Origin of the sequence: Salmonella sp. SAL00672 (assembly GCF_046552175.1) — a bacterium.
In the GTDB taxonomy this organism is placed as follows: Bacteria; Pseudomonadota; Gammaproteobacteria; order Enterobacterales; family Enterobacteriaceae; genus Salmonella; species Salmonella enterica.
Map to the genome: position 1 here is coordinate 100,595 of NZ_JBGDUQ010000007.1, position 25,799 is coordinate 126,393.

10 protein-coding genes and 3 pseudogenes are annotated in these 25,799 nt (G+C 56.1%); 9 read left to right on the plus strand and 4 right to left on the minus strand.

Going from position 1 to position 25,799, the window contains the following annotated elements; all coding sequences use genetic code 11:
- The first annotated feature begins 24 nt into the window (after nucleotides 1–24).
- The 4 genes and pseudogenes from ACLJTG_RS17095 to shdA all read left to right on the plus strand — a co-directional run bounded on the left by ACLJTG_RS17095 (nucleotide 25) and on the right by shdA (nucleotide 19,089).
- Entirely contained in the window at nucleotides 25–6,426 is a 6,402-nt protein-coding gene (locus tag ACLJTG_RS17095) for an adhesion domain-containing protein (RefSeq protein ID WP_198898334.1), read from the plus strand.
- 111 nt (nucleotides 6,427–6,537) lie between these two features.
- Entirely contained in the window at nucleotides 6,538–12,987 is a 6,450-nt protein-coding gene (locus ACLJTG_RS17100; protein ID WP_410959029.1) for an adhesion domain-containing protein, read from the plus strand.
- Nucleotides 12,988–13,088: pseudogene (locus tag ACLJTG_RS17105) on the plus strand (IS1 family transposase); the annotation flags it as partial.
- Between the two features lie 430 nt (nucleotides 13,089–13,518).
- On the plus strand, nucleotides 13,519–19,089 hold the full coding sequence (gene shdA / locus ACLJTG_RS17110) for a fibronectin-binding autotransporter adhesin ShdA (protein WP_198898332.1): 5,571 nt from the start codon (nucleotides 13,519–13,521) through the stop codon (nucleotides 19,087–19,089).
- A gap of 161 nt (nucleotides 19,090–19,250) precedes the next feature.
- On the opposite strand, the gene xseA is transcribed toward shdA, so the two are convergent.
- On the minus strand, nucleotides 19,251–20,600 hold the full coding sequence (gene xseA, locus ACLJTG_RS17115; RefSeq protein ID WP_000953179.1) for an exodeoxyribonuclease VII large subunit: 1,350 nt from the start codon (nucleotides 20,598–20,600) through the stop codon (nucleotides 19,251–19,253).
- A 160-nt stretch (nucleotides 20,601–20,760) separates the two neighbouring features.
- Between xseA and guaB the strand changes: the two genes are divergently transcribed.
- From guaB to ACLJTG_RS17130, 3 genes and pseudogenes are all read left to right on the plus strand, one after another.
- On the plus strand, nucleotides 20,761–22,227 hold the full coding sequence (gene guaB, locus ACLJTG_RS17120; protein WP_000944174.1) for an IMP dehydrogenase: 1,467 nt from the start codon (nucleotides 20,761–20,763) through the stop codon (nucleotides 22,225–22,227).
- Between the two features lie 69 nt (nucleotides 22,228–22,296).
- Entirely contained in the window at nucleotides 22,297–23,874 is a 1,578-nt protein-coding gene (gene guaA, locus ACLJTG_RS17125; RefSeq protein WP_000138296.1) for a glutamine-hydrolyzing GMP synthase, read from the plus strand.
- A 135-nt stretch (nucleotides 23,875–24,009) separates the two neighbouring features.
- Nucleotides 24,010–24,324: pseudogene (locus ACLJTG_RS17130) on the plus strand (DDE-type integrase/transposase/recombinase); the annotation flags it as partial.
- A gap of 79 nt (nucleotides 24,325–24,403) precedes the next feature.
- Here ACLJTG_RS17130 and ACLJTG_RS17135 read toward each other — a convergent pair.
- Together ACLJTG_RS17135 and ACLJTG_RS17140 are read right to left on the minus strand one after the other, a co-directional pair.
- Entirely contained in the window at nucleotides 24,404–24,733 is a 330-nt protein-coding gene (locus ACLJTG_RS17135) for a DUF1493 family protein (RefSeq protein ID WP_001576299.1), read from the minus strand.
- A pseudogene (locus ACLJTG_RS17140) lies at nucleotides 24,718–25,035 on the minus strand (STM2901 family protein); the annotation flags it as partial. The gene ACLJTG_RS17135 and the pseudogene ACLJTG_RS17140, both read right to left, overlap by 16 nt.
- On the opposite strand from ACLJTG_RS17140, the gene ACLJTG_RS17145 reads away from it, so the two are divergent.
- Complete coding sequence (locus ACLJTG_RS17145) at nucleotides 24,959–25,195, plus strand: hypothetical protein (RefSeq protein WP_024131631.1); 237 nt, start codon at nucleotides 24,959–24,961, stop codon at nucleotides 25,193–25,195. The pseudogene ACLJTG_RS17140 and the gene ACLJTG_RS17145 overlap by 77 nt on opposite strands.
- 78 nt (nucleotides 25,196–25,273) lie before the next feature.
- Here ACLJTG_RS17145 and ACLJTG_RS17150 read toward each other — a convergent pair whose 3' ends face one another.
- On the minus strand, nucleotides 25,274–25,465 hold the full coding sequence (locus ACLJTG_RS17150; protein ID WP_000075924.1) for a YfgG family protein: 192 nt from the start codon (nucleotides 25,463–25,465) through the stop codon (nucleotides 25,274–25,276).
- Nucleotides 25,466–25,643: 178 nt separating this feature from the next.
- On the opposite strand from ACLJTG_RS17150, the gene ACLJTG_RS17155 reads away from it, so the two are divergent.
- Nucleotides 25,644–25,781, plus strand: a complete 138-nt coding sequence (locus ACLJTG_RS17155; RefSeq protein ID WP_001540598.1) for a hypothetical protein — start codon at nucleotides 25,644–25,646, stop codon at nucleotides 25,779–25,781.
- Nucleotides 25,782–25,799: the final 18 nt, after the last annotated feature.

The window sequence follows — 25,799 nt, forward strand, 5'->3', positions numbered from 1 at the left end:
AATGAAAACGGGTGGCTATCGCTCATGGACAGGAATCGGCAAGTGAATAAAGTTGTACATTTCTTACTGACATTACTGATCATGTTTGTAGCGTCGATCGCGCCTGCGCAGGCCTTACTGAAAGGCGGGACCTGGCAAGAATTGAACTCAGCCACTGCCGCAGTTAACGGCACCGTGCCCCGCGCCGACGGCGCGATTATTCCAGTGTATCAGGGAAGTATGCTGCTTGACCCGACCAAAACCTACGATGTTGCGTTTACCGCCATGCCGCGCGATTTTAGCGCGGATGCCACCTCAACCTCGATGCGTGCGGTCAATTCCACCGATACCGAAGGCGATCTCTTTAGCGATCCGCCGACCATTGCCTGGGAAAATCAACAGCCGCCGAGCGTGGGCCTGTTATGGGCCGATGCCGCCACGCCCGACACGCCGCTTTCGCCGCAGCCGATGCCTAACCAGACCTTTTGCGCCCAGAACCTGGCCGGACGGAAACTGGTTGTCTGGCCGCAGCCAGACGATGAAACGACCGTCCCCGCGCTGTGGCTCTATACCCACACCGGCGTGCCGAATAATGCGGCCATCCCGTTGCTCAGCCCGAAAGTGACTGTCAATATTGCTCAGGCCGTCGGCCATCCCGTGTCGGTCAGCGGCGATCATGTTGACGCCAGCTTTGAAGCCTCAAAAGTGAAAGTGGGAGAGAGCATCACCCTCACCGTCACGACCAGAGGGTGTGATGGCGAACTGGTGAAAAATGCGCCGTTTGTTATCCGCCGTGAGGATGCCAAAAACCGTCAGGGTGTGGTCAATAACACTAACCCGGTGCACGTTGGCGATACCGAGCTAACGACCGTGCAAACGGAGTATCGCGGCGTCACCGATGCCGAGGGTAAAGCCACAGTGGTGGTGACGCAGGATGAAGGCCCCGGCGTAAAAACGCATCTTATCGTCGCTTCGCAAAGTTATCCTACGCTGACGGACGGCGTGGACGTTATTTTCACCACCATCACCAGCCCCGACACCGCCCAGGCCAACATGTACGGCCACATGCTGGAGAGCGCCAGCGCCACGCTGAACGGCGCGACCTACACTTTCACTCGACCGAAGCTGGCGGTGGAGGCGGGCAACGCTGACAAAAGCGTCAACGATACTAACGAAACCTGGGCGCAGTTTACCTGGAGCGGCGCGGATAACCATTGCGACGTTCTGCCGGACGCCGAACAACTGGTGGCGCTAAGACATGCGCATAGTACGCTGGCAACGTACACCGGCTGGCCGGCGTCGGGCGATGCGGAATACTGGTCGTCGACCAAAGATCAGATGAGCAACTACCACGCTGCCGTGCATATGAACAGCGCGTCGGTCGTCAGAGCGCCCAACAGCGATACGCTGCTGGTTAGCTGTGTGGATAAAGCCCAGCCTGCGGCGCACCCGCAGATTACCCTCTCTCCGGAGGGGCCTTATAAGGCGCAGGTGGGGGAATCGATTGATCTGGTCATGACGGTAGTCGATAAAGACACGCAAAAACCGCTGCCTTACCGTTACATGGAGCTGTTTATCGACCCGGCGAAAAACCGCAAAGGGGAGCATCAGGACGCGTGGGATAACCAGCGGGTTACCGTCAGCTCCGAAGATATGCGCGCCTCTTCGCCGGAACACTATACCGGCGTGACCGACGTCAACGGTCAGGCGCACCTGACGCTACAGCACGACAGCGGCATGGGGGTCGAGACGCCCATCCGCATCGTGATGCCGGACGATGAAGGCGGCAACGTCGAGCTGCCCTTTAGCGTCATTTTCACCGTAATCACCAGCCCGGACGTGGACGGCGCCAACATGTGGGGCCATATGCGCGGCGTGGTGGATGCCGGCAACCTGTATAAGCGCCCGCTGCTGGCGGTGGAAGCCAGCCATAAAGACGGTCAGTTCAGCGAAAACAACGAAGAGTGGGCGACGTTTAACTCCGTGGCGTCGGCCACCGCGCAGTGCGGCGTCGGCCAGGTGCCGGATCAGTCATCGCTGGCGCATTTATACAGCGAGCACCCCAGCGGCAAGATGGAAAGCGAACACGGCTGGCCGACCGAAGACTACTTCATCGCTGCGGACAGCGATGCCTCGGGAACGGTACACGTCAACCTGGCAAACGGCGACAGCAACAAATTTACCAATCAGCCGAACTACCTGACCTGCTCGGCCAATGAAATGGTGGCGGTGCTGGACGTCTACTTCAACGACGACCCAACGACCAAAAACGCTGATGTAACCGCCAAAGTCGGCGAACAGATTAAGCTAAACGTTCATTCGCGCAACGCCCTTAACGACATGGCGATTGCCTATACCGACTTCACCATCACCATGGCGAACGGCAAGCGGCGCGACGGGCAGTCGACCGGCTTTACCGACCCCAGCAACGGCGAGATGCAGTTTGACGGTGTGGGCTACGTTGCCGGCCAGGTCTACCACGGGATCACCGACGCCAACGGCGATGCGACCATTATCCTCACCCAGAATAAGGGCGTGGGGCTGCTGACGCCGCTAAGCGTCGCCCCCGTCGATTCATTAATCAATACGCCGATTTCCCGCAGCGTCAAGTTTACCGTCGCCACCAGCCCGGACACGGTAAAAGCCAAAATGTGGGGCCACATGGCCGACACTATTGCCGTCGGCGACTGGACCTTTGAGCGGCCTAAGCTTGCGAGTGAAGTAAATAGCCCACTGCGTACTCAGGAAGAGAGCAATGAAACCTGGACGCGCGTGGCCCATATCGACGCCGCGGGCAACCCGGATGCGGGTGGCTGCGCGGCGAACCGCCTGCCGCGTATCGACCAGCTTGAAGCGTTATACAGCGCCAACAGCGGCGGCGCGATCAAAAGCATCCAGGGCTGGCCAACCTTAATTAACTACTGGTCGTCCACCTACCAGAGCGCCACCACCTGGAAACTGATCGCGCTGGCGAGCGGTAGTGAATTTCCGGGCAGCAACACCTCGGTTTACACCAGTTGTCTGGCCAGCGATAACCCGGTGCCAGCCGCCATCACCATTGAACCGGTCGATGCGTCGCAGTGGTACGATGGCAGCGGCGTCCATGCGCTGAAAGTGAAAAAGGGCGATACCCTACAGTTGAAGGTGACGGTGAAGGACGCCAGCGGCAAACCGGTGCCGGAAGCGCCGTTTGTGCTCACCCGCGGCGACGGCTACGATCGCAAAGGGGAAAAGTACACCGCCCAGGACGGCTCCGATTTGCAAAATATCGTGACGCCCGTGGTGATTGACGGCGAATCGCTGGCCTGGACCACCACCAAAATGGGGTCGCAGACCGGCCTTGACGGCACCCGCATCATCAGCGTCACCCGCCCGGACACCCACGGCACCCGCACGGCCATTACCGCCACGCTGTATGAAAATGCCGCCGTGAGCGCCAGCATCGACACCATCTTTACCGTTGTCACCAGCCCGGATGTCAGTGTCGCCCGCATGTGGGGACATATGGCGCCGTCGCTGACGGCGGCGGATGGCGCGGTGTACAAGCGCCCGTCGCTCTACGATGAACTGGCCAGCAAGACCGGTGCTGCGGAGTACCCGGAAGACAACGAACGCTGGGTAGTGTTCTATGGGCCGAATACGACCAAAACCGTTAGCCCGGAAGCCTGCCCCAAGGGGTATTTTCCGTCCGTTGAGCAACTGGATTCGCTGTACAGCAAATACCCGAACGGAGCGATAAAAACCGCGCAGGGCTGGCCGATCATCCGTTCTTACTGGAGCGGCACAAACGCCGGGACGCTCACCCCCGGCGCGCCACCCTATGACTATTACACGGTCGATCTGAATGATGATGCGCACCGGAAGGTCTCCAATATTAGTGATAGCGAAAGGCAATACCAGATTTGCTCCGCGACGCCGCAGCCTCTGGCCGGGCGGATTACGCTCACTTCTACGCTGGCGACGGATAGCGATATCCAGGCGGTGAAGGTAAAAAACAGCGAATCGATTCCGCTGGTGATCACCACTACCGATGCGGCGGGCAACCCCGCGCCTTATACGCCATTTTCGCTCGCACGCGACGCCGGGACGGCGCGCAACACCAGCTATACCTTTACCGGCAACACCCGCATGGTGCTGGTGCCGCCCACCGGTTCGGCGCAAGAGTTCTTCTATGGTAGCGCCACTCTTTACAGTGCAACCGGAGCGGACGGCACGGCGACCTTCACGCTCACGCCGGAGCAGCAGGGCGTAGGGGTGGGGGCGAAAAACGTGGTAACCGCAGCCCTGAGCGACACGCCGACGGTAACCTCGACGCTGCCGGTGGTGTTCACCACCGTGACCAGCCCGGACAGCCCGCAGGCCAATATGTATGGCCATATGCCGGAAACCTTCACCGCCAGCAACGGCGCGGAGTTCGAGCGCCCGCGGCTGTATAGCGAAGTATCGTCGTCGTCAAGTGTGAAGAGTTATCTCGAGACAAATGAAAACTGGTCTATGGTGAATAATTTTGATACCGGTAATTATGGCGCCTGTTCGATAAATCAGATGGCCACGCTGGATGATCTCAAGGCGCTGTACCGCGATCACCCCAGCGGCAAGGTCACGACCGACATAGGCTTACCCGTCAAGAAGAAATGGTGGGCGGGCGACAGCCGGCTGCAAGGTCAAGTCATTTACTGGCAATATATCGATCTCAATACGGGCTTAGATTACTCCATGTCGGGAACGCCGGGTAATTACTATTACCAGCTCTGCCTGACCAAACCGCGCCAGATGAATATCGCGCTCTCTACGGACGCCTGGAACGCGGACAAATCGGCGGCCGTGGCGAAAAAAGGCGAAACGATCCCCATGACGGTGAAGGTGACGAACGCTGCCGGGCAGCCTGTTAGCAACGCGACGGTGAAAATCACTCGCGGCGATGCGCTGACGCGTGCGGGGAGCGTGTACACCGCCAACAACGCGGACGATATTACCTTAAGTAATATCCAGCCTTCCGGTACGGCGACGTACTCGCTGGGTGCGGTGGATAACTATATGTATGCGCAAACGGACGCCCAGGGGCAAATAACGTTTAGCGTGTCGCAAAATAATACCATGGGTCTTAAAACGCCCATCCGCGTCACCGTTGCGAATGACATTTCAGCAACGAGCAGTAAGGACGTGATATTTACCGTCCTTACCAGCCCGGACGCCGCCAGCGCCAACTACTGGGGGCATATGCCGGAAACCGTGGAAGGGCCGGACGGCCTCCGCTACCAGCGCCCGCATTTGCAGGCGGAAGCGCCGTCGGGCGTCAACTACATCACTGTGAACGGTGAAAAATGGGCGGCGCCGACCGGCGTACAGACGTATACGGCAGGCCAGTCTGCGTGCGACGTTGAGTATATGCCGCTGATGAATGACTTAAAGGCGCTACAGCAACTGTATCCTGACGGCGCGCTGGAGGATCAATTCGGCTGGCCGGTGAAAACCGGTAAACTCTGGTGGTCTGCCGATCTGAATAGCTCGAAAGCACACCAGGCGATAAACCTGAAAACCGGTCAGATATCGGCGCCAACCTCCACCAGCCTGCAGGCCTGCCTGGTCAATGCGCGTAATGTCCCTGCCTCCATTACGCTAACCTCGACGGCGATGGATGCGGCGAAAGGCGCGGCGGTGGCGAAAAAAGGCGAGGCTATTCCCTTGACGGTGACGGTGAAAAACCGCGCGGGCGTTCCCATAGCGAATGAACCGTTCACCCTGAAACGGGGCGATGCGAATGATCGCCTCGACATTAAATATACGTGGAATACTACAGCAGACGATTTGACGTTGCAGGAACTGACGCCGTCGCCGACAACGAAATCAATGACGGCTTCCGGCAATGTGTTTAGCGGCGTCACGGGGGCAGACGGGACGGCAACGTTTACGGTGAACCAGGACGGCAGTGTGGGGCTAAAAACCGAGCTGACGGCCAGCGCGACGGGGGATGTCACGCAATCAACCAACACCGTGCTGGGCGTGATCTTTACCGTGATTACCAGCCCGGACTCCAGTTACGCGGAGTTCTGGGGGCATATGCCGGATACGCTGACGGTTGATGGCGTGACGCTGCATCGACCCTTGTTAATGAAAGAAGCGCCTGCTGGCGCGACGGATAGCCGGAAAGAAAATAACGAAACCTGGGTTTCGGTTTATACGAAAGCCGATGGCACTATCTATGATATGAGCAAGAACTGTGGCGGGGTGGCCGGGTTCCCGGCAAAAGGCGTGCTGGAAAAAATGCGCGATGAGCAGATAGCAGTCGCTAACGGATGGCCGACAATCTCGTTGCCTTATGTTAGCAGTACGCCTGGGACGTATAATTATTGCCGGGTTTCGTTAGCGAAAGGGGGCACAACACATTGCCCGACCACCAACAACGATTTCACGATAGGCTATGCCGCCTGTCTTGTACAGCCGTGATCGGGATGGTTGGGTTTCGGTAAATTGTCGTTGGTACCGGTAGTGAAACGTTTCGCATTTTTACCGCCGATGGAATGAATAGTCAGAAAGGGATGTATTCCAGGTGCTGCATTGAAACTGAAAACGAATACCCGTCTTTTATCCGGGCTACAGGCATGTCTGTTTTGTGTTACCGCTTTTTTTGCCCAGGCGGCGCAAAGCTGCACCCCATGGCAGGAGCCTGACGTCTCAACTGCCGCCATTAACGGCACGCCGCCGCTGGCTGATGGCGTGACGATCCCGGTTTATCAGGGCAGCGTTCAGTTGCGATCTGATGCAGCGAATCCCGTCGATTATTCCGCGAAACCCAGCCAGTTCAGCACCAGTGATGTCGGCAGCGCGCTGACCTTAACCAATCCGCGCGATGCCGAAGGCGATATTTTCGCCGAGCCGCCGCTGGTCTGGCAGAGTGAACGGATACCCTCCGTCACGCTGGTATGGGCCGACGCCGCCACGCCGGAGACGCCGCTGTCTCCGCAGCCGTCGGCAAACCTGACGTTCTGTGAGCAAAATATGGCAGGCCGCCATCTGGTAGTCTGGTCGCAACTGGATACCTCAACCGCTATGCCGCCGCTGTGGTTGCTTACCCGCACCGGCGTGCCTTATAACACGGCGGTCGAAGTGCTTGAACAAAAGTTTGCCGTGGATATCGCGCCCGCCGTGGGTGACCCGGTAACCCTTACCGCCGATCATCTGGATGAGTCGCTTAACGCCGCGAAGGTGAAAGCGGGCGAAAGCATCACGCTGACGGTGAATACCAAAGGTTGTAACGGTGAGCCAGCGGGCAATATCGCGTTTGTGATTACCCGCGGCGATGCGCAAAACCGCCAGGGCGTGGTGAACAATACCGCGCCGGTACGCGTCGGCAACACCGAACTCACCACCACTGCCACCGAATACCACGGCACGACCAACGCGGAAGGGGTGGCGACGGTGACCGTCACCCAGGCTAACGGGCCGGGCGTTAAAACCCCGCTGATGGCGCACCCGTCGGGCGCGCCTGCGCTGAAAGCCAGCGCGGATGTGATTTTTACCACCCTCACCAGCCCGGACAGCAGCAGCGCCAACATGTACGGCCATATGGCGGACAGTTCCACCGCCACGGTGGACGGCGCAAGCTACACCTTTGACCGCCCCAAACTGGCGGCGGAAACCGAGGGCGAAGACCGTACCGCCAGCATCAACAATGAAACCTGGGCGCAGTTCACCTGGGGCCATGCCGACACGCACTGCGATATTCTGCCGGATGCGCGCCAACTGGAAGGGTTAAAAATCGAGCGTGGCGATTTAGCCACCACTCTCGGCTGGCCGGTGGGGGGGACATCCGGTGACGAAGAGTACTGGTCCTCCTCACAGGGGGCGAGCGCAACTGACCACATCAGCATTGATATGCGCAGCCGCGCCCTTACGCAGATGCCGGACGCCACGCAATCGCTGGTGAGCTGTGTGGATAAAGCCTCGCCTGCGGTCACGCCGAAATTAGTGATTAGCACCGATAATTTTGATTCGACGGTCAACGCGGCGAAAGTGAAGGTGGGCGAAGAGATCAACATGAAGATCGCCGTCACCGACAGCGCCACCAATAAACCGCTGCCTTATCGCTACTTTAATGTCTACCTGGGCGACGAGCAAAATCGCCAGAATCAGAAGAACGCCGATCTTGATGCCGCGCATCAGTGGACGGATGAACCGGTAGTTATCACCAATCTGGACGGCGGCGACGGTCACTATCACGGCGTCACCGATGCCAACGGCCAGTTTTCGCTGGCGCTGACCCAGGACAAGGGCGCTGGCGTATTAACCCCGGTGCGCGTGGTGCTGTTCGACGGCACGGAAGCGACGCAGAACGTGATTTTTACCGTCGTCACCAGCCCGGACGTGACGCAGGCGCGTATGTGGGGCCATATGCAGGGCGTGGTGGAAGCGGGCAATATTTACAAACGCCCGCTGTTGGCGGAAGAGGCCGCGCAGGATACCGGTTCCGAATTTGAGAATAACGAATACTGGGCCACGTTTAACTCCGTGACGGCGGCGACAAACCAGTGCGGCGCAGGCCAGGTGCCGGGACAACTGCTGCTGGATACGCTGTATGAAGCCCATTCCGGCAATACGATGGAAACGACTTACGGCTGGCCGACACAGAAACATAGCTATATTGCGGCGGATACCGATGGTTCCACCACTGCGCACGTTAACCTGGCGACCGGCGCGGACAGCCTGTTCAGCGGCGCTGAACCGAACTATCTCTCCTGCTCCGGTAACGAGTTGGTGACCAGCCTGGACGTGTACTTTGATGGCAACGAGTCGTTACGTAATGCGGTAGCCAAAGTGGGCGAAAAAATTACGATGAACGTCCATTCCGTCAACGCGCTGAACGGGTTAAGCGTGCCCAACGCCAGCTTTACCGTCACCATGTCGCACGGTAAAAATCGCGCCAACGCCACCACGGGCTTTACCGATCCCAGCGACGGAGCGCTGGTGATGGGCGGAACGTCTTTCGGCTCTTCCCAGGCGTCGATGACGTACCAGGGCATGACCGATGCCGAGGGCAACGCCACGCTGGTCATTGAACAGCCGCAGGGCGTCGGCTTGCTGACGCCGCTGACCGTACTGCCGGTTAACTCGCTGATCACCACCCCCGTTAACCGCAGCGTGAAGTTTACCGTTCCCACCAGCCCCGATACGCCGGAGGCGCAGATGTGGGGCCATATGGCGGACACGCTCACCGTAAGTGATATGGAATTCCAGCGGCCAAAGCTGGCGGCGGAAGCGACTGCCGCCACCCGTACCCAGGAGCAGGATAACGAAACCTGGGCGCGCGTCAGCCACGCCGACGCGCTGAATAACCCCAACGCCGGGGGCTGCGAGGCCGGCCATCTGCCGCGCGCCGATCAGCTTGCCGCACTGTATGCCTCCAGCGACGGCAATAAAATCCACACCGTATCCGGCTGGCCGACGACGTATGACTACTGGTCTTCCACCTTCGCCAGCGCCGCTACATGGCAGGCGGTATCACTGGCTGCGGGCGGCTATACCGCTTCCGGCGATGCGTCGGACTACGTGAGCTGTCTGGTCAGCAAAAATCCGACGGCAGCCTCCATCACCATTGAGCCGGTGAATACGTCATTGTGGTATGACGAGAACAGCGAACACGCGGTGAAGGTGAAAAGGGGAGATACGCTCCAGCTTAAAGTGACGGTAAAAGACGCCAGCGGCAATCCGCTGCCGCAAGCGCCGTTTGTGCTCAGCCGCGGCGACGGCTACACCCGTCAGGGGGAAAAACATATCGCCGGCAGCGGCGACGGCATCGTCTCGGCGGTAGTGATTGACGGCGATTCGCTCAACGACACCGCCACCAAAATCGGCGGCATGACCGGTGAAAACGGCAGCAAAATCATCAACGTCACCCGCCCGGATGCCCACGGGACGAAAGTCGCGATTACGGCGGCGCTGTACGATAACGCCAGCGCGACGGCCAGCATCGACACTATTTTTACTGTGGTCACCAGCCCTAATAGCGACAAAGCCAAAATGTGGGGCCATATGCCGGAAACGACCACGGCGGCCAACGGCGTGGTGTTTAAGCGCCCGCTATTATCGGCTGAAATCGCCAGCGGCTTTACCCACGGCGACAATACGGAAAACAACGAAGCCTGGGGAATCGTCGATTTTGAAGTGGCGAACGACGCCTGTGGCGCGGGATACGTACCGACACTTGCTGATCTGCAATCGCTGTACGACGCCAGGCCCGGCGGCGCCATGAATACGCAGCAGGGCTGGCCGCTGGATGGTAAAAACTACCAGAACAGCACCGCTGATTTGAGCAGGAGTACGGAAAACCGCTACGTTAAGTCGATTAATCTGCGCGACGGCGGTATTAGCTCACTGGCGTGGAGTGAACAACTCTATTTCGTCTGCCTGCAAAACGCCCATCCGGCGGCGACGCAGATAACGCTCACTTCGCCTGTGTATAACGACAGCGACGGATTCGCCAAAGCGAAAGTCGGCGAGACCATCCCGGTCATCATCACCACGCGGGACGCCCAGGGCAACCTGGCCGCCGACACGCCGGTTATCTTTACGCGCGGCGACAGCGTTGGGCGCGCGAATCAGGAAGTGAATAGCGCGTCGGCGGCGGAGATACAGATAAACCACAGCGACGGGCGTAGCAGCGGCGTTAAATATTACACCGCCACCGGCGCTGACGGCACGCTGACGCTGAATATCAGCCAGGACAGCGGCGCGGGCTTTAAAACGCCGCTGACGGCGGCGATAGAGCACAACGGCGTAACGAGCGCGCCGCTACCGGTCATCTTTACCGTCGTCACCAGCCCGGACACGCCGAAAGCCAACTACTGGGGCCATATGGCGGAAACGCTGACCGACAGCAGCGGCGTGGTGTACAAGCGCCCGTTGCTGGCCAGCGAGTTCAGCGCCACGCCCGGCAAATCGCTGACCATCGCCAACGGTTATTACGACAAAGGCGAAACCTGGGGCATGATAACCGTCGATAAAGCCTGGAACGGCGTCGGCGCCGGCGGCGGCTGCGGGCGCAATTATCTGCCCACCGTCAGCAACCTCCAGACGCTGTACAGTACCTGGCCTGATAACGCCATGCGCAGCCGTAACGGCTGGCCGATGACCAGTTCAGGCAACAACAACGTCAGCCGCTACTGGTGGGCGGGGGATTACGTGATATCGTCAGACGGCACGAAGTCGCTCTACGCGGCGGTCAACCTGTTTAACGACGGCAATGATGTCAAAACGACGACCAGCACCTCGATGTACTACATGCAGACCTGTCTTGCCTCGCCGCGCAGCGCCGCCGCCAGCCTGACGCTGACGCTGGCAGGCCAGGATGAAACCACCGGAAGCGCAAAGGCGAAGAAGGGCGAGCAGATGGCCGCCACCATCGACGTGAAAGACGCCGCAGGTCAGCCGATGAAAAACGTGATGGTGAAAATCAGCCGCGGATCTTCGTACAATCGCGCCAACAGCGCCACATCGTCCTCAAGCATCACAGACGATATTACGCTGCGTAATGTGATGCCGTCCGGCCTGGCGACATACCTGCTGGATACGTCGGCGAAATATCTGTATGCGCAAACTGATGCCCAGGGACAGGTGACATTTACCCTTGCGCAGGACAGTACCGCCGGTTTAAAAACCACTATCAGCGCCGCCACGATGGACGGCAGCAACCTGACAGACAGCAAAGACGCAATCTTTACCGTAGTGACCAGCCCGGACAGTGATAAAGCTAAATACTGGGGACACATGCCGGAAACCGTGACCAACAGCGCGGGCGTGAAGTTCCGGCGTCCGCTGCTGGCGGCGGAGATGACGTCGAATAGCGGTACTTACCTGGTTAACAATGAAACATGGCCCTTAGTCACCGCAGCGAACACTGAAAAAGCGGGCGCAACCGGCTGTGATGCGGAATACCAGCCGTTGTCGGGCGATCTGCAAACGTTGTATAGCGACAATCCTAACGGCGCAATCGGTACAAATTACGGCTGGCCGGTGGCGGGGAACAAATCCTGGTGGGCGGCGGATCGTGCGCCGAATACCGGATATTACCAATTTATAAACCTGAATAGCGGCGGTAAGGGCACCGCCAGTTCATCGACTGCCACCGGCGCTCAGGTGTGTCTGGTCGAGCCGCGTACTTCTACTCCTGCCAGTATTACGCTGACCTCGACGGCGATGGACAGCGCGAAAAATGCGGCGGTAGTGGCGAAGGGAAGTGCGATGCCGTTAACGGTGACGGTAAAAGATAGCAGCGGTAACCCGGTCGCCAACGTCGGTTTTACGTTGTCACGTGGCGATTCGAAAAATCGGGCAGGTATGGTTATAACGGATGGCGACGTGGCAGCGGATGCCGGAGCAGACGATCTCATGCTTAAAGAGCTGACTCCCGCAAGCGCCAGCCAAAGTATGACCACCACCGGGATTGTCTTTACCGGCACTACCGGCAGCGACGGTACGGCAACGTTTACGCTTAATCAGGATAAAAGCCTGGGGTTGAAAACGCCACTCACGGTGAAAGTGACGGACAATACGACTCTTCACGCATCGCTGGATGTGATTTTTATGGTACTTACCAGCCCGGATACGGATAAAGCGTTGTTCTGGGGAAATATGTCGGATACGACATCCGTCAACGGAAAAACGCTGCATCGTCCGTGGCTTCAGGCTGAGATGCTGTCAGGCGTAACGCCAGTATTTACCAACGGAGTGCATGCAAATAACGAGTACTGGGCGATGGCGCATACGGTGGACAACACGAAATGGGATATTGCCAAACAGTGCGGTAGCCTTAGCAAAGCACTGGATAATAACGACCTGTTGACGCTGTATCATTCAATTAGCTCGTTAGGCTGGCCGACGCAGGGCTATCCCTATTTATCTAAATCAACCTCGAGCGGCGGCATGTATTGCGGCGTGGATGAGAATACTAAGCAGCAAAACTGCGCCATTCAGCCGGCAAGTACAGCAGGTTATGCGACGTGCGTGGAGTAACGTATTACGCGTCTGGCACGAAAATAATCTGCTTTTCACGTTCAATTGAGCTTCATGAAAAAGCGATCGGAGCATTCATTGAAAAGTATATGTTCTGCTAATTGGCGCCACCACCGTTTGCCGCGCGTGTGTAAAAGCGCCGTCTCCCTTCTGCAACCCGGCATCTGGCGCTACCTATATTTAAAATAACACCAGGTGTCGCATGATAATCACACCTTTTATCTCACGTATCTATTTATCTGAATATATGAAATCATTAAATGTTATTCATAATATAAATATTTATTAAATAGATGAATATATTCATATTAATTATAAATTAACCAGAAGCTGACCTGGCATTGAAATAAGGCTTGAAATTAGTTAATAATTTGGCTTTGATAATACATTGTTACAGATAACAGCAACCATTCATAGAATCATATTTTTGTTATTTATTATTTAACTCATTTATATACACCATTTAAAAGCTATTTGCAGCCAATCAAATCAAGTTTGCTTCGTGAACATTATTAAAAGGAAATTTAAAAATTGAACAGGACCTACAGTATCGTCTGGAGCGCCGTGCGAAATATGTATGTCGTAGCTTCAGAACTGGCGCGAAGCCACAGCAAAGTTAAAATACAGGCGCACGCTAATGAAGTCGCCCCTTCTATTAAAAAGCCTGATTCAGGATGGGCAAGACACCATGCGCTGGCCCTGGCAATTGTTGCCGCGCTTGGCTTTGCCAGCCCGCTGGCCATCGCCGATAATCCGGTGTCATACATTGACGGAGTCGACCACGATCTGAGCGCAGAAACGCCGCCAATTTCCTATTCTGGTACTGGTGAAGGCACCGCGCTGTATCTCGAAGGCTTACCCACTCAAGGCCAGGGCTGGCAGCCCACTTCAGCCACTGGCACGAATATCGAGATTGGAACGGACGGCGGCGGGGCCCCCCTTTCGAGTGGCAGTGATGCGGTGGCTACAGCGGTTTCGCTCTATCGGGGAGCAACACTTGAACTGACCGAGGCAGAAATTTATACGAAGGGGAACTATACCGCCGGTATCAGCCTCGACGAGCAAAGTAAAATAAGGTTGAATGGAGGAAGCCTCGAGGTTGAAGGTAATTATGGCATTTTGATGCTCTATAATAATTCACAAGCCACCCTGATTGGCACCGAGGTCACCGCAACGGCGGAAACAACTAGCAGCATAGTGTCGCAGCAAGGCAGCACGCTGAACATCACGGACGGGAGTGACATCACGCTCACGAGCGGACAACTGCGTGTGGTTGGCGACACGAACGGTAACGCCTTCCTGAATGTGAGCGATAGTACGGTGAGTTCTACGGGCGCGAATAGTACGGTTGTTGCCGCCAACCGGGGTATTCTCAATATCAAGAACTCTTCCGTCACGCACAATAACGCCACAGGCGCCGCCATTGAGGCCTCAAGCGCGTCGACGCTGAACGTTTTCGGTGATGATAAGAGTCAGATGAGCGTCAACTCCAAAGGCATCGGTATTAAAATCCTTGCCTCCAGCGTGGACATTGACGGCGCCACCATCAACGCCGACGGCGACGGCATCTTTATAACCAGCAAAGGTAAAAGCAGTTGGTATGATGATACTAACGCGTTAACCGTCAATAATGCGGACGTCACTTCCAAAACCGCCGCCGCGCTGCACGTTGACAGCAAAACGAATATTAACGACCCTATCGAGCTCAACAACAGCACATTGACCGGCCCGACCGCCATCAAACTGGACAGCGCTGTGACCGTAAAGGCTACTAACAGTACAACGCTTGATGGCAACGTTGACGCGGGAATCACCGCATCGTCCTTGTCACTGACCAATTCTTCACTGCAAGGGAGCGTCAACGGCGTTCATAGCTCATTAACACTCGACGCCGACAGCCAGTGGACCATGACCGGCAGTTCGGCGCTCGGAAGCCTGACCAGCTATGGCGAAATTACCCTCGGAGACGGTAGCGCTTCGGCAAAAACATTACAAATCACCAACGCGCTCACGCTACAAAACGATAGCCAACTGAACATCACGCTATCTGCCACTGACTCCCCGGTTATCACCACCGGTAGCGCCACGCTTGATGGTTCACTGACCTTAAATCTCGATTCAACAGCGGCTTTTGGAGACCCGACATCGGATCAACAGTTCAAGTCAATTACCCTGATTGATTCTGATAATGCAATAAGCACCAATGTTGACAGTCTGACAACGAATATCGACACCGACTCACTGCCAGATTACCTGACCTTCGGCGTCGACGTTGACGCTAACGATAACACCAACTTCGTTCTGGAGCAGCAGCTCAGTTGGAATGCTAACGCGACTTCCATTAGCGAAGCGAGCGGCACCTTCACCCTCGGCGATAATGAAACGTTTGAAGTTACCAGCGAGCTGAGTAAGGTTTCCCCCGTACCTGGCGGCTGGGACGGCGAAACGCTGACCAAAGAAGGCGATGGCACGCTCATCCTCAGCAACACGGCGAACGACTACGGCGACACCGTCATTAACGGCGGTACGCTGTCTGCGAATGATGCCGCCGCGCTCGGCAGCGGCGACGTGGCCATTGCAGAAAACGCAACGCTTGCGCTGAGCCAGGGCACGCTGGATAACAACGTGACCGGCGAGGGCCAAATTGTCAAAAGCGGTAGCGATGAGCTGATCGTGACCGGCGATAACAACTACAGCGGCGGTACCACTATTTCCGACGGCACGCTGATTGCTGACCATGCAGATTCGCTGGGTACCGGGGCTGTTGCCAACAGCGGCGTGCTTCAGGTCGGCGAAGGCGAGCTGGAAAACACCCTTTCCGGCAGTGGTTCGCTGGTGAAAACCGGTACGGGCGAGCTGACGTTAAGCGGCGACAACGATTACTCCGGCGGCACCACTATTTCCGGCGGTACGCTGACGGCTGACCATGCAGATTCGCTGGGCACTGGCGCTGTTGCTAACAGCGGCGTGCTTCAGGTCGGCGAGGGCAAGCTGAAAAATACGCTTTCCGGCACCGGTTCGCTGGTGAAAACCGGCACGGGCGAGCTGACGTTAAGCGGCGACAACGATTACTCCGGCGGCACCACTATTTCCGGCGGTACGCTGATTGCCGCCAACGTTAACGCGCTGGGCGGCGGTGATGTCGATAACGCGGGTACGCTGAAGCTGGACGCGGAGGGCGAATTCAACCTTGCGAATGTCACGACCCAGTCTGGAGCAACGACTGAGCTGTCCAAAGGTACGACGCTCAACGTCGACTCGCTGACTCAGCAAGCCGATAGTACGCTGAATATTGACCTCAGTAAGACTAATGGTGAAAGCGCCATTACCGCCGACAGCGTCTCGTTGGCTGGTGCGCTCAACATTACGGGGATCGGCAACGTCACAGACAGCTGGACGCCTGAGGCATACACCTACACGCTGATTGACAGCGACAGCGCCATTACGACCGATTTCAATGATCTGACCGTCGCGGGAATGAATAGCGAAGATGTTGACTTCCTGACCATCGACGGAAAAGTCGACGAAGCAGACAGCACAAACTATGATCTGACGGCCTCCCTCTCCTGGTATGCGGACAGAGACAACGCTTCTACCGACGCCCACGGCACCTTTACGCTAAGTGACCCTGACGGCAGCTTTAACGTTGCGGCTACACTGACAGACGTTGACGATACGCTGGATCCGGGTAGCACATGGGACGGTAAGTCGCTGACCAAAGAAGGCGCAGGCACGCTGATCCTCTCCGGCGACAACGACTACAGCGGCGGCACTACAATCAATGAAGGTACGCTGGTCGCCGCCAGCACGACGGCGCTGGGCACCGGTCTGGTGGACAATAACGCCACGCTGGTGCTGGACGCAGACGGTGAAGTCAGCGCGGCGGGCGGCATCACCACTCATAGCGGCGCGACGACCCAACTGGCGCTCGGCACCTCGTTGGATCTCGGCGACAGCGCGTTAATTCAGGAAGATGGCAGTACGCTGAACGTTGAGCTGAATAGTGACTCAGTGCAACCGCTGATTACCGGTGGCAGCGCCACGCTTGGCGGTGATTTGGTCGTCAGCGACGCCAGCCTGCAAGCGCGCGCCTCCGACGCGGAGTTCCAGTCCTTTAAACTGATCGATATGGACAGCGATATCAGCGGCGACTTTACCAGCCTGACGATGAACCTCACCGACAAGCCGGACTATCTGACCGTAACCGGAACAATCAATCCTGAAGATGCGTCAGAATATCTGCTTACCGAAGGGCTGAGCTGGAATGCGACCGCCACGTCAGCGACGCCAGCACACGGCACGTTTACCCTGGGCGCAGGCGACAGTTTTGAAGTCACCAGCGTACTGGGCGATAAAACCGGCAACGGCGACTGGGACGGTAAATCGCTGACCAAACTGGGCGCGGGTAAACTGACGCTGAGCGGCGTGAACACTTACACCGGCGATACTAACGTACAGGAAGGCACGCTGTGGCTGTCCGGAGACGGCTCGATTGGCGAAATGGGCAGCCAGCAGGCGGTGAACGTCGCTTCCGGGGCGACCTTCGGCGGCAGCAATGGTACGACCGTTAACGGTAAGGTGACCAACGAAGGGACGCTGGTCTTTGGCGACAGCGAGGAAACAGGCGCCATCTTCACCCTCAATGGCGATCTGATCAACATGGGGACAATAACCAGCGGTAGCAGTGCCAGCACGCCGGGCAATACGCTTTATGTCGATGGCAATTACACTGGCAACGGCGGCTCGCTTTACCTGAATACCGTCCTGGGCGACGATGATTCGGCGACCGATAAGTTAGTCATTACCGGCGATGCCTCCGGCACCACCGATCTGTACATCAACGGCATCGGCGATGGAGCACAGACCACTAACGGTATTGAAGTGGTGGATGTTGGCGGCGTATCGACCAGCGATGCGTTTGTGTTAAAAAATGAAGTTAACGCCAGTCTGTATACCTACCGTCTGTACTGGAATGAAAGTGACAACGACTGGTATCTGGCGTCAAAAGCACAGTCTGATGATGACGACAGCGGTGGTGATGACAGTGATGTCACGCCTTCGGATGGCGGTGACGATGGCGGTAATGTCACGCCTCCGGACGATGGCGGCGATGGCGGTAATGTCACGCCTCCGGACGATGGCGGCGATGTCGCACCGCAGTACCGTGCGGATATCGGCGCGTACATGGGCAACCAGTGGATGGCGCGCAACCTGCAAATGCAGACCCTCTATGACCGCGAGGGCAGCCAGTATCGTAACGCAGATGGCAGCGTATGGGCGCGCTTCAAAGCGGGTAAAGCGGAATCCGAGGCTGTCAGCGGCAATATCGATATGGACAGCAACTACTCCCAGTTCCAGTTAGGCGGCGACATTCTGGCCTGGGGCAACGGCCAGCAGAGCGTTACCGTTGGCGTCATGGCGAGCTACATCAACGCCGATACCGACAGCACCGGTAACCGTGGCGCGGACGGTAGCCAGTTCACCAGTAGCGGCAACGTAGACGGCTATAACCTTGGCGTCTATGCCACCTGGTTTGCCGATGCCCAAACGCATAGCGGCGCGTATGTCGACAGCTGGTACCAATATGGTTTCTACAACAACAGCGTAGAGAGCGGTGATGCGGGATCTGAATCTTATGATTCAACCGCTAACGCCGTCTCGCTGGAAACTGGTTATCGCTACGATATTGCGCTTAGCAACGGTAATACTGTCAGTCTGACGCCGCAGGCGCAGGTTGTCTGGCAGAATTACTCAGCGGATAGCGTGAAGGATAACTACGGCACCCGGATCGATGGTCAGGATGGCGACAGTTGGACAACGCGTCTGGGTCTGCGTGTTGACGGCAAGCTGTACAAAGGCAGCCGTACGGTTATCCAGCCGTTTGCTGAAGCTAACTGGCTGCACACCAGCGATGATGTGTCGGTATCGTTTGATGATGCCACGGTGAAACAGGATCTTCCGGCTAACCGTGCGGAGCTGAAAGTAGGTCTGCAGGCAGATATCGATAAGCAGTGGAGCGTTCGCGCTCAGGTTGCCGGGCAGACTGGCAGCAACGATTTTGGCGATCTGAACGGTAGCCTCAATCTGCGCTATAACTGGTAAGTTAGACAAAACCGGGCGGGTGTTCCCCGCCCGGTTTTGAGGCGAATGACAAACCGGTTGATCGTCGGATTGCGGCTACACCTTATCCGACGTGGCGCGTAGGTTGGCTGAGGCGAAGTCGAAACCCAACATCGCGCTGCAAAGAGTGAGGGAGTGTTGGATTACGTGCCCGGCGTGACGGATTTGACTTCACTTTCAAGCCAACCGTCCTCCAGCCGCGTGGTCATGATATCGCCTGCGTTGACCTGTTTGATCTTTTTCAGCACCTTGCCGTCCGTTGTCGTCGAAACCGTATAGCCGCGCGCCAGCGTGGCCAACGGGCTGACCGCTTCCAGATGCGTGACCGCGTTGCCGAAACGTTCGCGCTGTTCGCTTAACCGTGAGCGGATATTCTCCGTCAGACGATATTCCAGCTGTTGGATGCGCGACTGCGCGCGGTGAATGCGCGGCTGCGGATTTTGCTGGCTCAGGCGTTGACTTACGCGTTGCTGACGCTGAGTGGCCTGCTTAATCCTGGCCTCAAGCGCAAATCCCATCCGTTGGCGTAGACGTTCCAGCGCGGTTTGCTGACGGGCCAGACGCAGTTGCGGATGTTGTTGTTGCAGACGGTGAAAAATCTGCGTGAAACGACGGCTGCGGTTGGCGAGGTAGTAGTCCATCGCCATGCCCAGACGCTGCTGGGCGGACTGGATCTGACGCAACAACTCCTGCTGGTTGCGGCTGACAATTTCTGCCGCTGCTGATGGCGTCGGCGCGCGCAGGTCGGCGACAAAATCGGCGATAGTGACGTCGGTTTCGTGACCGACGGCGCTGACCACCGGAATACGGCTGGCAAAAATAGCCCGCGCCACGCGTTCGTCGTTAAAACTCCACAAATCTTCCAGCGAACCGCCGCCGCGCCCGACGATCAGCACGTCGCACTCGCCGCGCGCGTTTGCCAGTTCGATAGCACGAACGATCTGCCCCGGCGCGTCGTCGCCCTGGACCGCCGTCGGATAGATAATAACGGGTAGGGATGGGTCACGACGCTTCAGCACATGGAGAATATCGTGCAGCGCCGCGCCGGTTTTCGAAGTGATCACCCCCACGCAGTGGGCCGGGGAGGGCAACGGCTGTTTATGCTGCTGATCGAACAAGCCTTCGGCCTGGAGTTTGGCTTTTAGCTGCTCATATTTCTGCTGCAACAAGCCTTCGCCCGCGGGCTGCATACTTTCGGCGATGACTTGATAATCGCCGCGCGGCTCGTACAGCGTGATATTGGCGCGTACCAGCACCTGCTGCCCGTGCTGCGGACGGAACGTCACCCGGCGGTTGCTGTTACGGAACATCGCACAGCGCACCTGAGCGGTATCGTCTTTGAGCGTAAAGTACCAGTGGCCCGACGCAGGCTGCGTGAAATTAGAAATCTCGCCGCTGATCCATACCTGTCCCATCTCCTGTTCTAACAGCAGACGAACCGTCTGGTTAAGGCGGCTTACGGTAAAAATTGAGGAAGTTTGAGAGGATAACATGTGAGCGGGATCAAATTCTAAATCAGCAGGTTATTCAATCGATAGTAACCTGCTCACGGGGGATCGCAAGCACTATTTGCAAAAAAATGTAGATGCAACCGATTACGTTCTGTATAATGCCGCGGCAATATTTATTAACCTCCCAGGTGAGATATTGCCCATGCTACGTATCGCTAAAGAAGCCCTGACGTTTGACGACGTCCTCCTTGTTCCCGCTCACTCCACCGTTTTGCCGAATACTGCCGATCTCAGCACGCAGTTGACGAAAACTATTCGTCTGAATATTCCTATGCTTTCTGCGGCGATGGACACCGTGACGGAAGCGCGCCTGGCAATTGCCCTGGCCCAGGAAGGCGGCATTGGTTTTATCCACAAAAACATGTCTATTGAGCGCCAGGCGGAAGAAGTTCGCCGCGTGAAGAAACACGAGTCCGGCGTAGTGACCGACCCGCAGACCGTCCTGCCAACCACCACGTTGCATGAAGTGAAAGCCCTGACCGAGCGTAACGGTTTTGCGGGCTATCCGGTGGTGACTGAAGATAACGAGCTGGTGGGTATCATCACCGGTCGTGACGTGCGTTTTGTGACTGACCTGAACCAGCCGGTGAGTGTTTACATGACGCCGAAAGAGCGTCTGGTGACCGTTCGTGAAGGCGAAGCCCGTGAAGTCGTGCTGGCAAAAATGCACGAAAAACGCGTAGAAAAAGCGCTGGTCGTTGATGATAACTTCCATCTGCTTGGCATGATTACCGTAAAAGATTTCCAGAAAGCGGAACGTAAACCAAACTCCTGTAAAGATGAGCAGGGCCGTTTACGTGTCGGCGCGGCGGTCGGCGCAGGCGCGGGCAACGAAGAGCGCGTTGACGCGCTGGTGGCGGCAGGCGTTGACGTCCTGCTGATCGACTCTTCTCACGGTCATTCAGAAGGCGTGTTGCAACGTATCCGTGAGACGCGCGCTAAATATCCTGACCTGCAAATCATCGGCGGCAACGTTGCGACGGGCGCAGGCGCTCGCGCACTGGCGGAAGCCGGTTGCAGCGCGGTGAAAGTGGGTATCGGCCCGGGTTCCATCTGTACGACTCGTATCGTGACTGGTGTGGGCGTTCCGCAGATCACCGCTGTTTCCGACGCAGTTGAAGCGCTGGAAGGCACCGGAATTCCGGTTATCGCTGACGGCGGTATTCGCTTCTCCGGCGATATCGCCAAAGCCATCGCCGCAGGCGCGAGCGCGGTAATGGTGGGCTCTATGCTGGCCGGTACGGAAGAATCCCCGGGCGAAATCGAACTCTACCAGGGCCGTTCGTACAAATCTTACCGCGGCATGGGCTCGCTGGGCGCGATGTCCAAAGGTTCCTCCGACCGTTACTTCCAGAGCGACAACGCCGCCGACAAACTGGTGCCGGAAGGTATCGAAGGCCGCGTAGCCTATAAAGGCCGCCTGAAAGAGATCATTCACCAGCAGATGGGCGGCCTGCGCTCCTGTATGGGGCTGACCGGTTGTGCTACCATCGACGAACTGCGTACTAAAGCGGAGTTTGTGCGTATCAGCGGTGCGGGTATCCAGGAAAGCCACGTTCACGACGTGACCATCACCAAAGAGTCCCCGAACTACCGTCTGGGCTCCTGATTTTCTTCGCCCGACCTTCGCGTCGGGCGATTTATTTAATCTGTTTCACTTGCCTCGGAATAAGCGTCAATGACGGAAAACATTCATAAGCATCGCATCCTCATTCTGGACTTCGGTTCTCAGTACACTCAACTGGTTGCACGCCGCGTGCGTGAGCTGGGTGTTTACTGCGAACTGTGGGCGTGGGATGTGACAGAAGCACAAATTCGTGACTTCAACCCAAGCGGCATTATTCTTTCCGGCGGCCCGGAAAGCACCACCGAAGAAAACAGCCCGCGCGCGCCGCAGTATGTCTTTGAAGCAGGCGTGCCGGTATTTGGCGTCTGCTACGGGATGCAGACCATGGCGATGCAGCTTGGCGGTCATGTAGAAGGTTCTAATGAGCGTGAATTTGGTTACGCGCAGGTCGAAGTGCTGACCGACAGCGCGCTGGTTCGCGGTATTGAAGATTCCCTGACCGCAGACGGCAAACCGCTGCTGGACGTGTGGATGAGCCACGGCGATAAAGTGACGGCGATTCCGTCCGACTTCGTGACCGTCGCCAGCACCGAGAGCTGTCCGTTCGCCATTATGGCCAACGAAGAAAAACGCTTCTACGGCGTACAGTTCCACCCGGAAGTGACCCACACCCGCCAGGGTATGCGCATGCTGGAGCGTTTTGTGCGTGATATCTGCCAGTGTGAAGCCCTGTGGACGCCGGCGAAGATCATCGACGACGCCGTGGCGCGCATTCGCGAGCAGGTGGGCGACGACAAAGTGATCCTCGGTCTCTCCGGCGGCGTGGATTCTTCCGTCACCGCCATGCTGCTGCACCGCGCCATCGGTAAAAATCTGACCTGTGTATTCGTCGACAACGGCCTGCTGCGTCTCAACGAAGCCGAGCAGGTGATGGACATGTTTGGCGACCATTTTGGCCTGAATATCGTTCACGTTCCGGCGGAAGAGCGCTTCCTGTCCGCGTTGGCTGGCGAAAACGATCCAGAAGCCAAGCGTAAGATCATTGGCCGTGTTTTTGTGGAAGTGTTCGACGAAGAAGCGCTGAAACTGGAAGACGTGAAATGGCTGGCGCAGGGCACCATCTACCCTGACGTTATCGAATCTGCGGCGTCTGCAACCGGTAAAGCGCACGTCATCAAATCTCACCACAATGTCGGCGGCCTGCCGAAAGAGATGAAGATGGGGCTGGTTGAACCGCTGAAAGAGCTGTTCAAAGACGAAGTGCGTAAGATTGGTCTGGAGCTGGGCCTGCCGTACGACATGCTGTACCGTCACCCGTTCCCGGGGCCGGGCCTCGGCGTACGCGTACTGGGCGAAGTGAAGAAAGAGTACTGCGACCTGCTGCGTCGCGCGGACGCTATCTTCATTGAAGAGCTGCGTAAGGCGGATCTGTACGACAAAGTCAGCCAGGCGTTCACCGTCTTCCTGCCAGTACGCTCCGTTGGCGTCATGGGCGATGGTCGTAAGTACGATTGGGTGGTCTCCCTGCGTGCCGTCGAAACCATCGACTTTATGACCGCGCACTGGGCGCATCTGCCGTATGATTTCCTGGGTCGTGTTTCCAACCGCATCATCAATGAAGTCAACGGGATTTCCCGTGTGGTGTATGACATCAGCGGTAAACCACCGGCTACCATTGAGTGGGAATAAGCCGATAATCCTTCCTGTGTTTTCATGAACAGGTAAAAGTGAATTTAACCCTCTGTTTTTGCAGAGGGTTTTTATTTATGTGCATAGATGAGTTTTCTGTGTAGCGCACAGCTCCTGGCGGCAAATTTGACGTAATTACGAACCCACGAAGGTTGGTTGTATCTTGCCGTGGTCGTTGATTTGTTCTCGTGCAAAGTTATCGGTTGGTCAATGCAACCACGAATGACAAAAGACATTGTTCTGAATGCGCTTCTGATGGCCGTGTGGCGACGTCATCCCCAAAAACAGGTGCTGGTTCAGTCTGATCAGGGTAGTCAGTACACCCGCTATGAATGGCTGAAATCGCACGGACTGGAGGGCAGTATGAGCCGTCGTGGCAACTGTCATAATGCGGTTGCAGAAAGCTTTTTCCAGCTACTGAAGCGTGAGCGGATAAAGAAAAAGATCTACCAACGACTCAGAAGTGTCCAGGTTATCCGTGGCGATTCAGCCCAAATAAGGGGTATTTAAAATATAATAACTTTATTCTTCAACTATATAACCAACGTCCAGTTTTAGCACTTTCAACGAGCATACCAACTGTTAGTGGCTTACGCGGATCAGGCTCTTTACTTCCAAAGTACTCTGGATTCAGATAGTTGAGTATGTCAAATCCTTCTGAATCTACATTCCAACGCTTGAAGTACTCTTGTAGAAGTTCTTCACTATCTTCAAAAACGAGTTTTAGATCATCCCTAATACTGATATCAAGCGTGATGGTTCGCTTTGGCCCACAGAGAAAGTACTTTTTAGTGTTATATTCCTGATCGATAAAATCGATAATTTCTTTCTCAATATCTCTCATTAGAAGTACGTCCACTGAATGCGATCTTTAGGAACCGCCACACGATTAAATGTATCTTTAATATTACGCTGGATATCATAAATCGTAGTGAATGTCATAACCCAACCGAGCCAGGGTACATTACGACCAACGAAACGACCTAAATTATTCGTTGAGCTTAGCTGTAATGAGTTGATAGTTTTGCCTGTCAACGTTGGTAATCTGATCCCAGGTGGCAGTTTATAGTTCAACCAATTACTGATGTACTTAGAAGCAATTAATGTTACTGGAGTTGTCCCACGAGGTTTACCCCTCGTAGGTAGAACTGGTTGCCCTGAACTGCTGAAAATTGGCTGTGCCAGCTACCGGGAGTTTAACCACGCTGAAGGCTATCGGGTTTTGTATTCGGTCGAGGGAATCTTAGTAACCGCGCATGTGATCTTATCACCCAGGCTGGATATCCCGCGGTTGCTCTTTAAGCGTCTGATCATGGCCTGAACCCATTGAGTGGGATTGTCTTTTTGCGTTAACGCTAAAGCTTCTTTTTCTTGCGCGGGCTTTTTAACGGATAACAGCTTAACGTTGTCCCGGTGTGGTGACAGAAAGCGATGACTGTTGCGCTTCTTTTTTATCCTGATGGTGCTGCCAGGCGCCGATAGAAGAGTAGACGAAACGTCCAAAGAAGAAGAGAAAACTGATAAGCAGTACGATACGGGTCATGCGAGTGTTAAATCGATGTCGTTTTCGCATACTGTTGGCCTGACTCACAAAGGGTTCCTTAACGTTGGCCCAGCGGTATGGGCGGGATCAGGCTGGGTTCTTCAAGGGTATTATCAAGGCGAAGAACGTAACAAGCCTGCGTTCACTCTACATTAAGGCATACTGCGAACCGATGGTCAATTCCTCTTAATGTAAAATTGCGTCAGTTGATTTATCTTATATTGTTATGGAAGATAATTTTAGTATTTACATTAATAATAAATTAATGATAACAAAGAATAAAAAGGCGAATAAAGGCTGCAGGAGAAAGGTAATAATTGACTTAAATCAAATGTTACTTTTGTTTAATAATTACAATCGATGACTATCGTGTGATGTATAT

Bases quoted from the DNA above. Each gene is read 5' to 3' on its own strand.
- guaA (WP_000138296.1), top strand. From the start codon at position 22,297: ATGACGGAAAACATTCATAAGCATCGCATCCTCATTCTGGACTTCGGT.
- ACLJTG_RS17155 (WP_001540598.1), top strand. From the start codon at position 25,644: ATGGAAGATAATTTTAGTATTTACATTAATAATAAATTAATGATAACA.
- guaB (WP_000944174.1), top strand. From the start codon at position 20,761: ATGCTACGTATCGCTAAAGAAGCCCTGACGTTTGACGACGTCCTCCTT.
- xseA (WP_000953179.1), bottom strand. From the start codon at position 20,600: ATGTTATCCTCTCAAACTTCCTCAATTTTTACCGTAAGCCGCCTTAAC.
- ACLJTG_RS17095 (WP_198898334.1), top strand. From the start codon at position 25: ATGGACAGGAATCGGCAAGTGAATAAAGTTGTACATTTCTTACTGACA.
- ACLJTG_RS17145 (WP_024131631.1), top strand. From the start codon at position 24,959: ATGTACTTAGAAGCAATTAATGTTACTGGAGTTGTCCCACGAGGTTTA.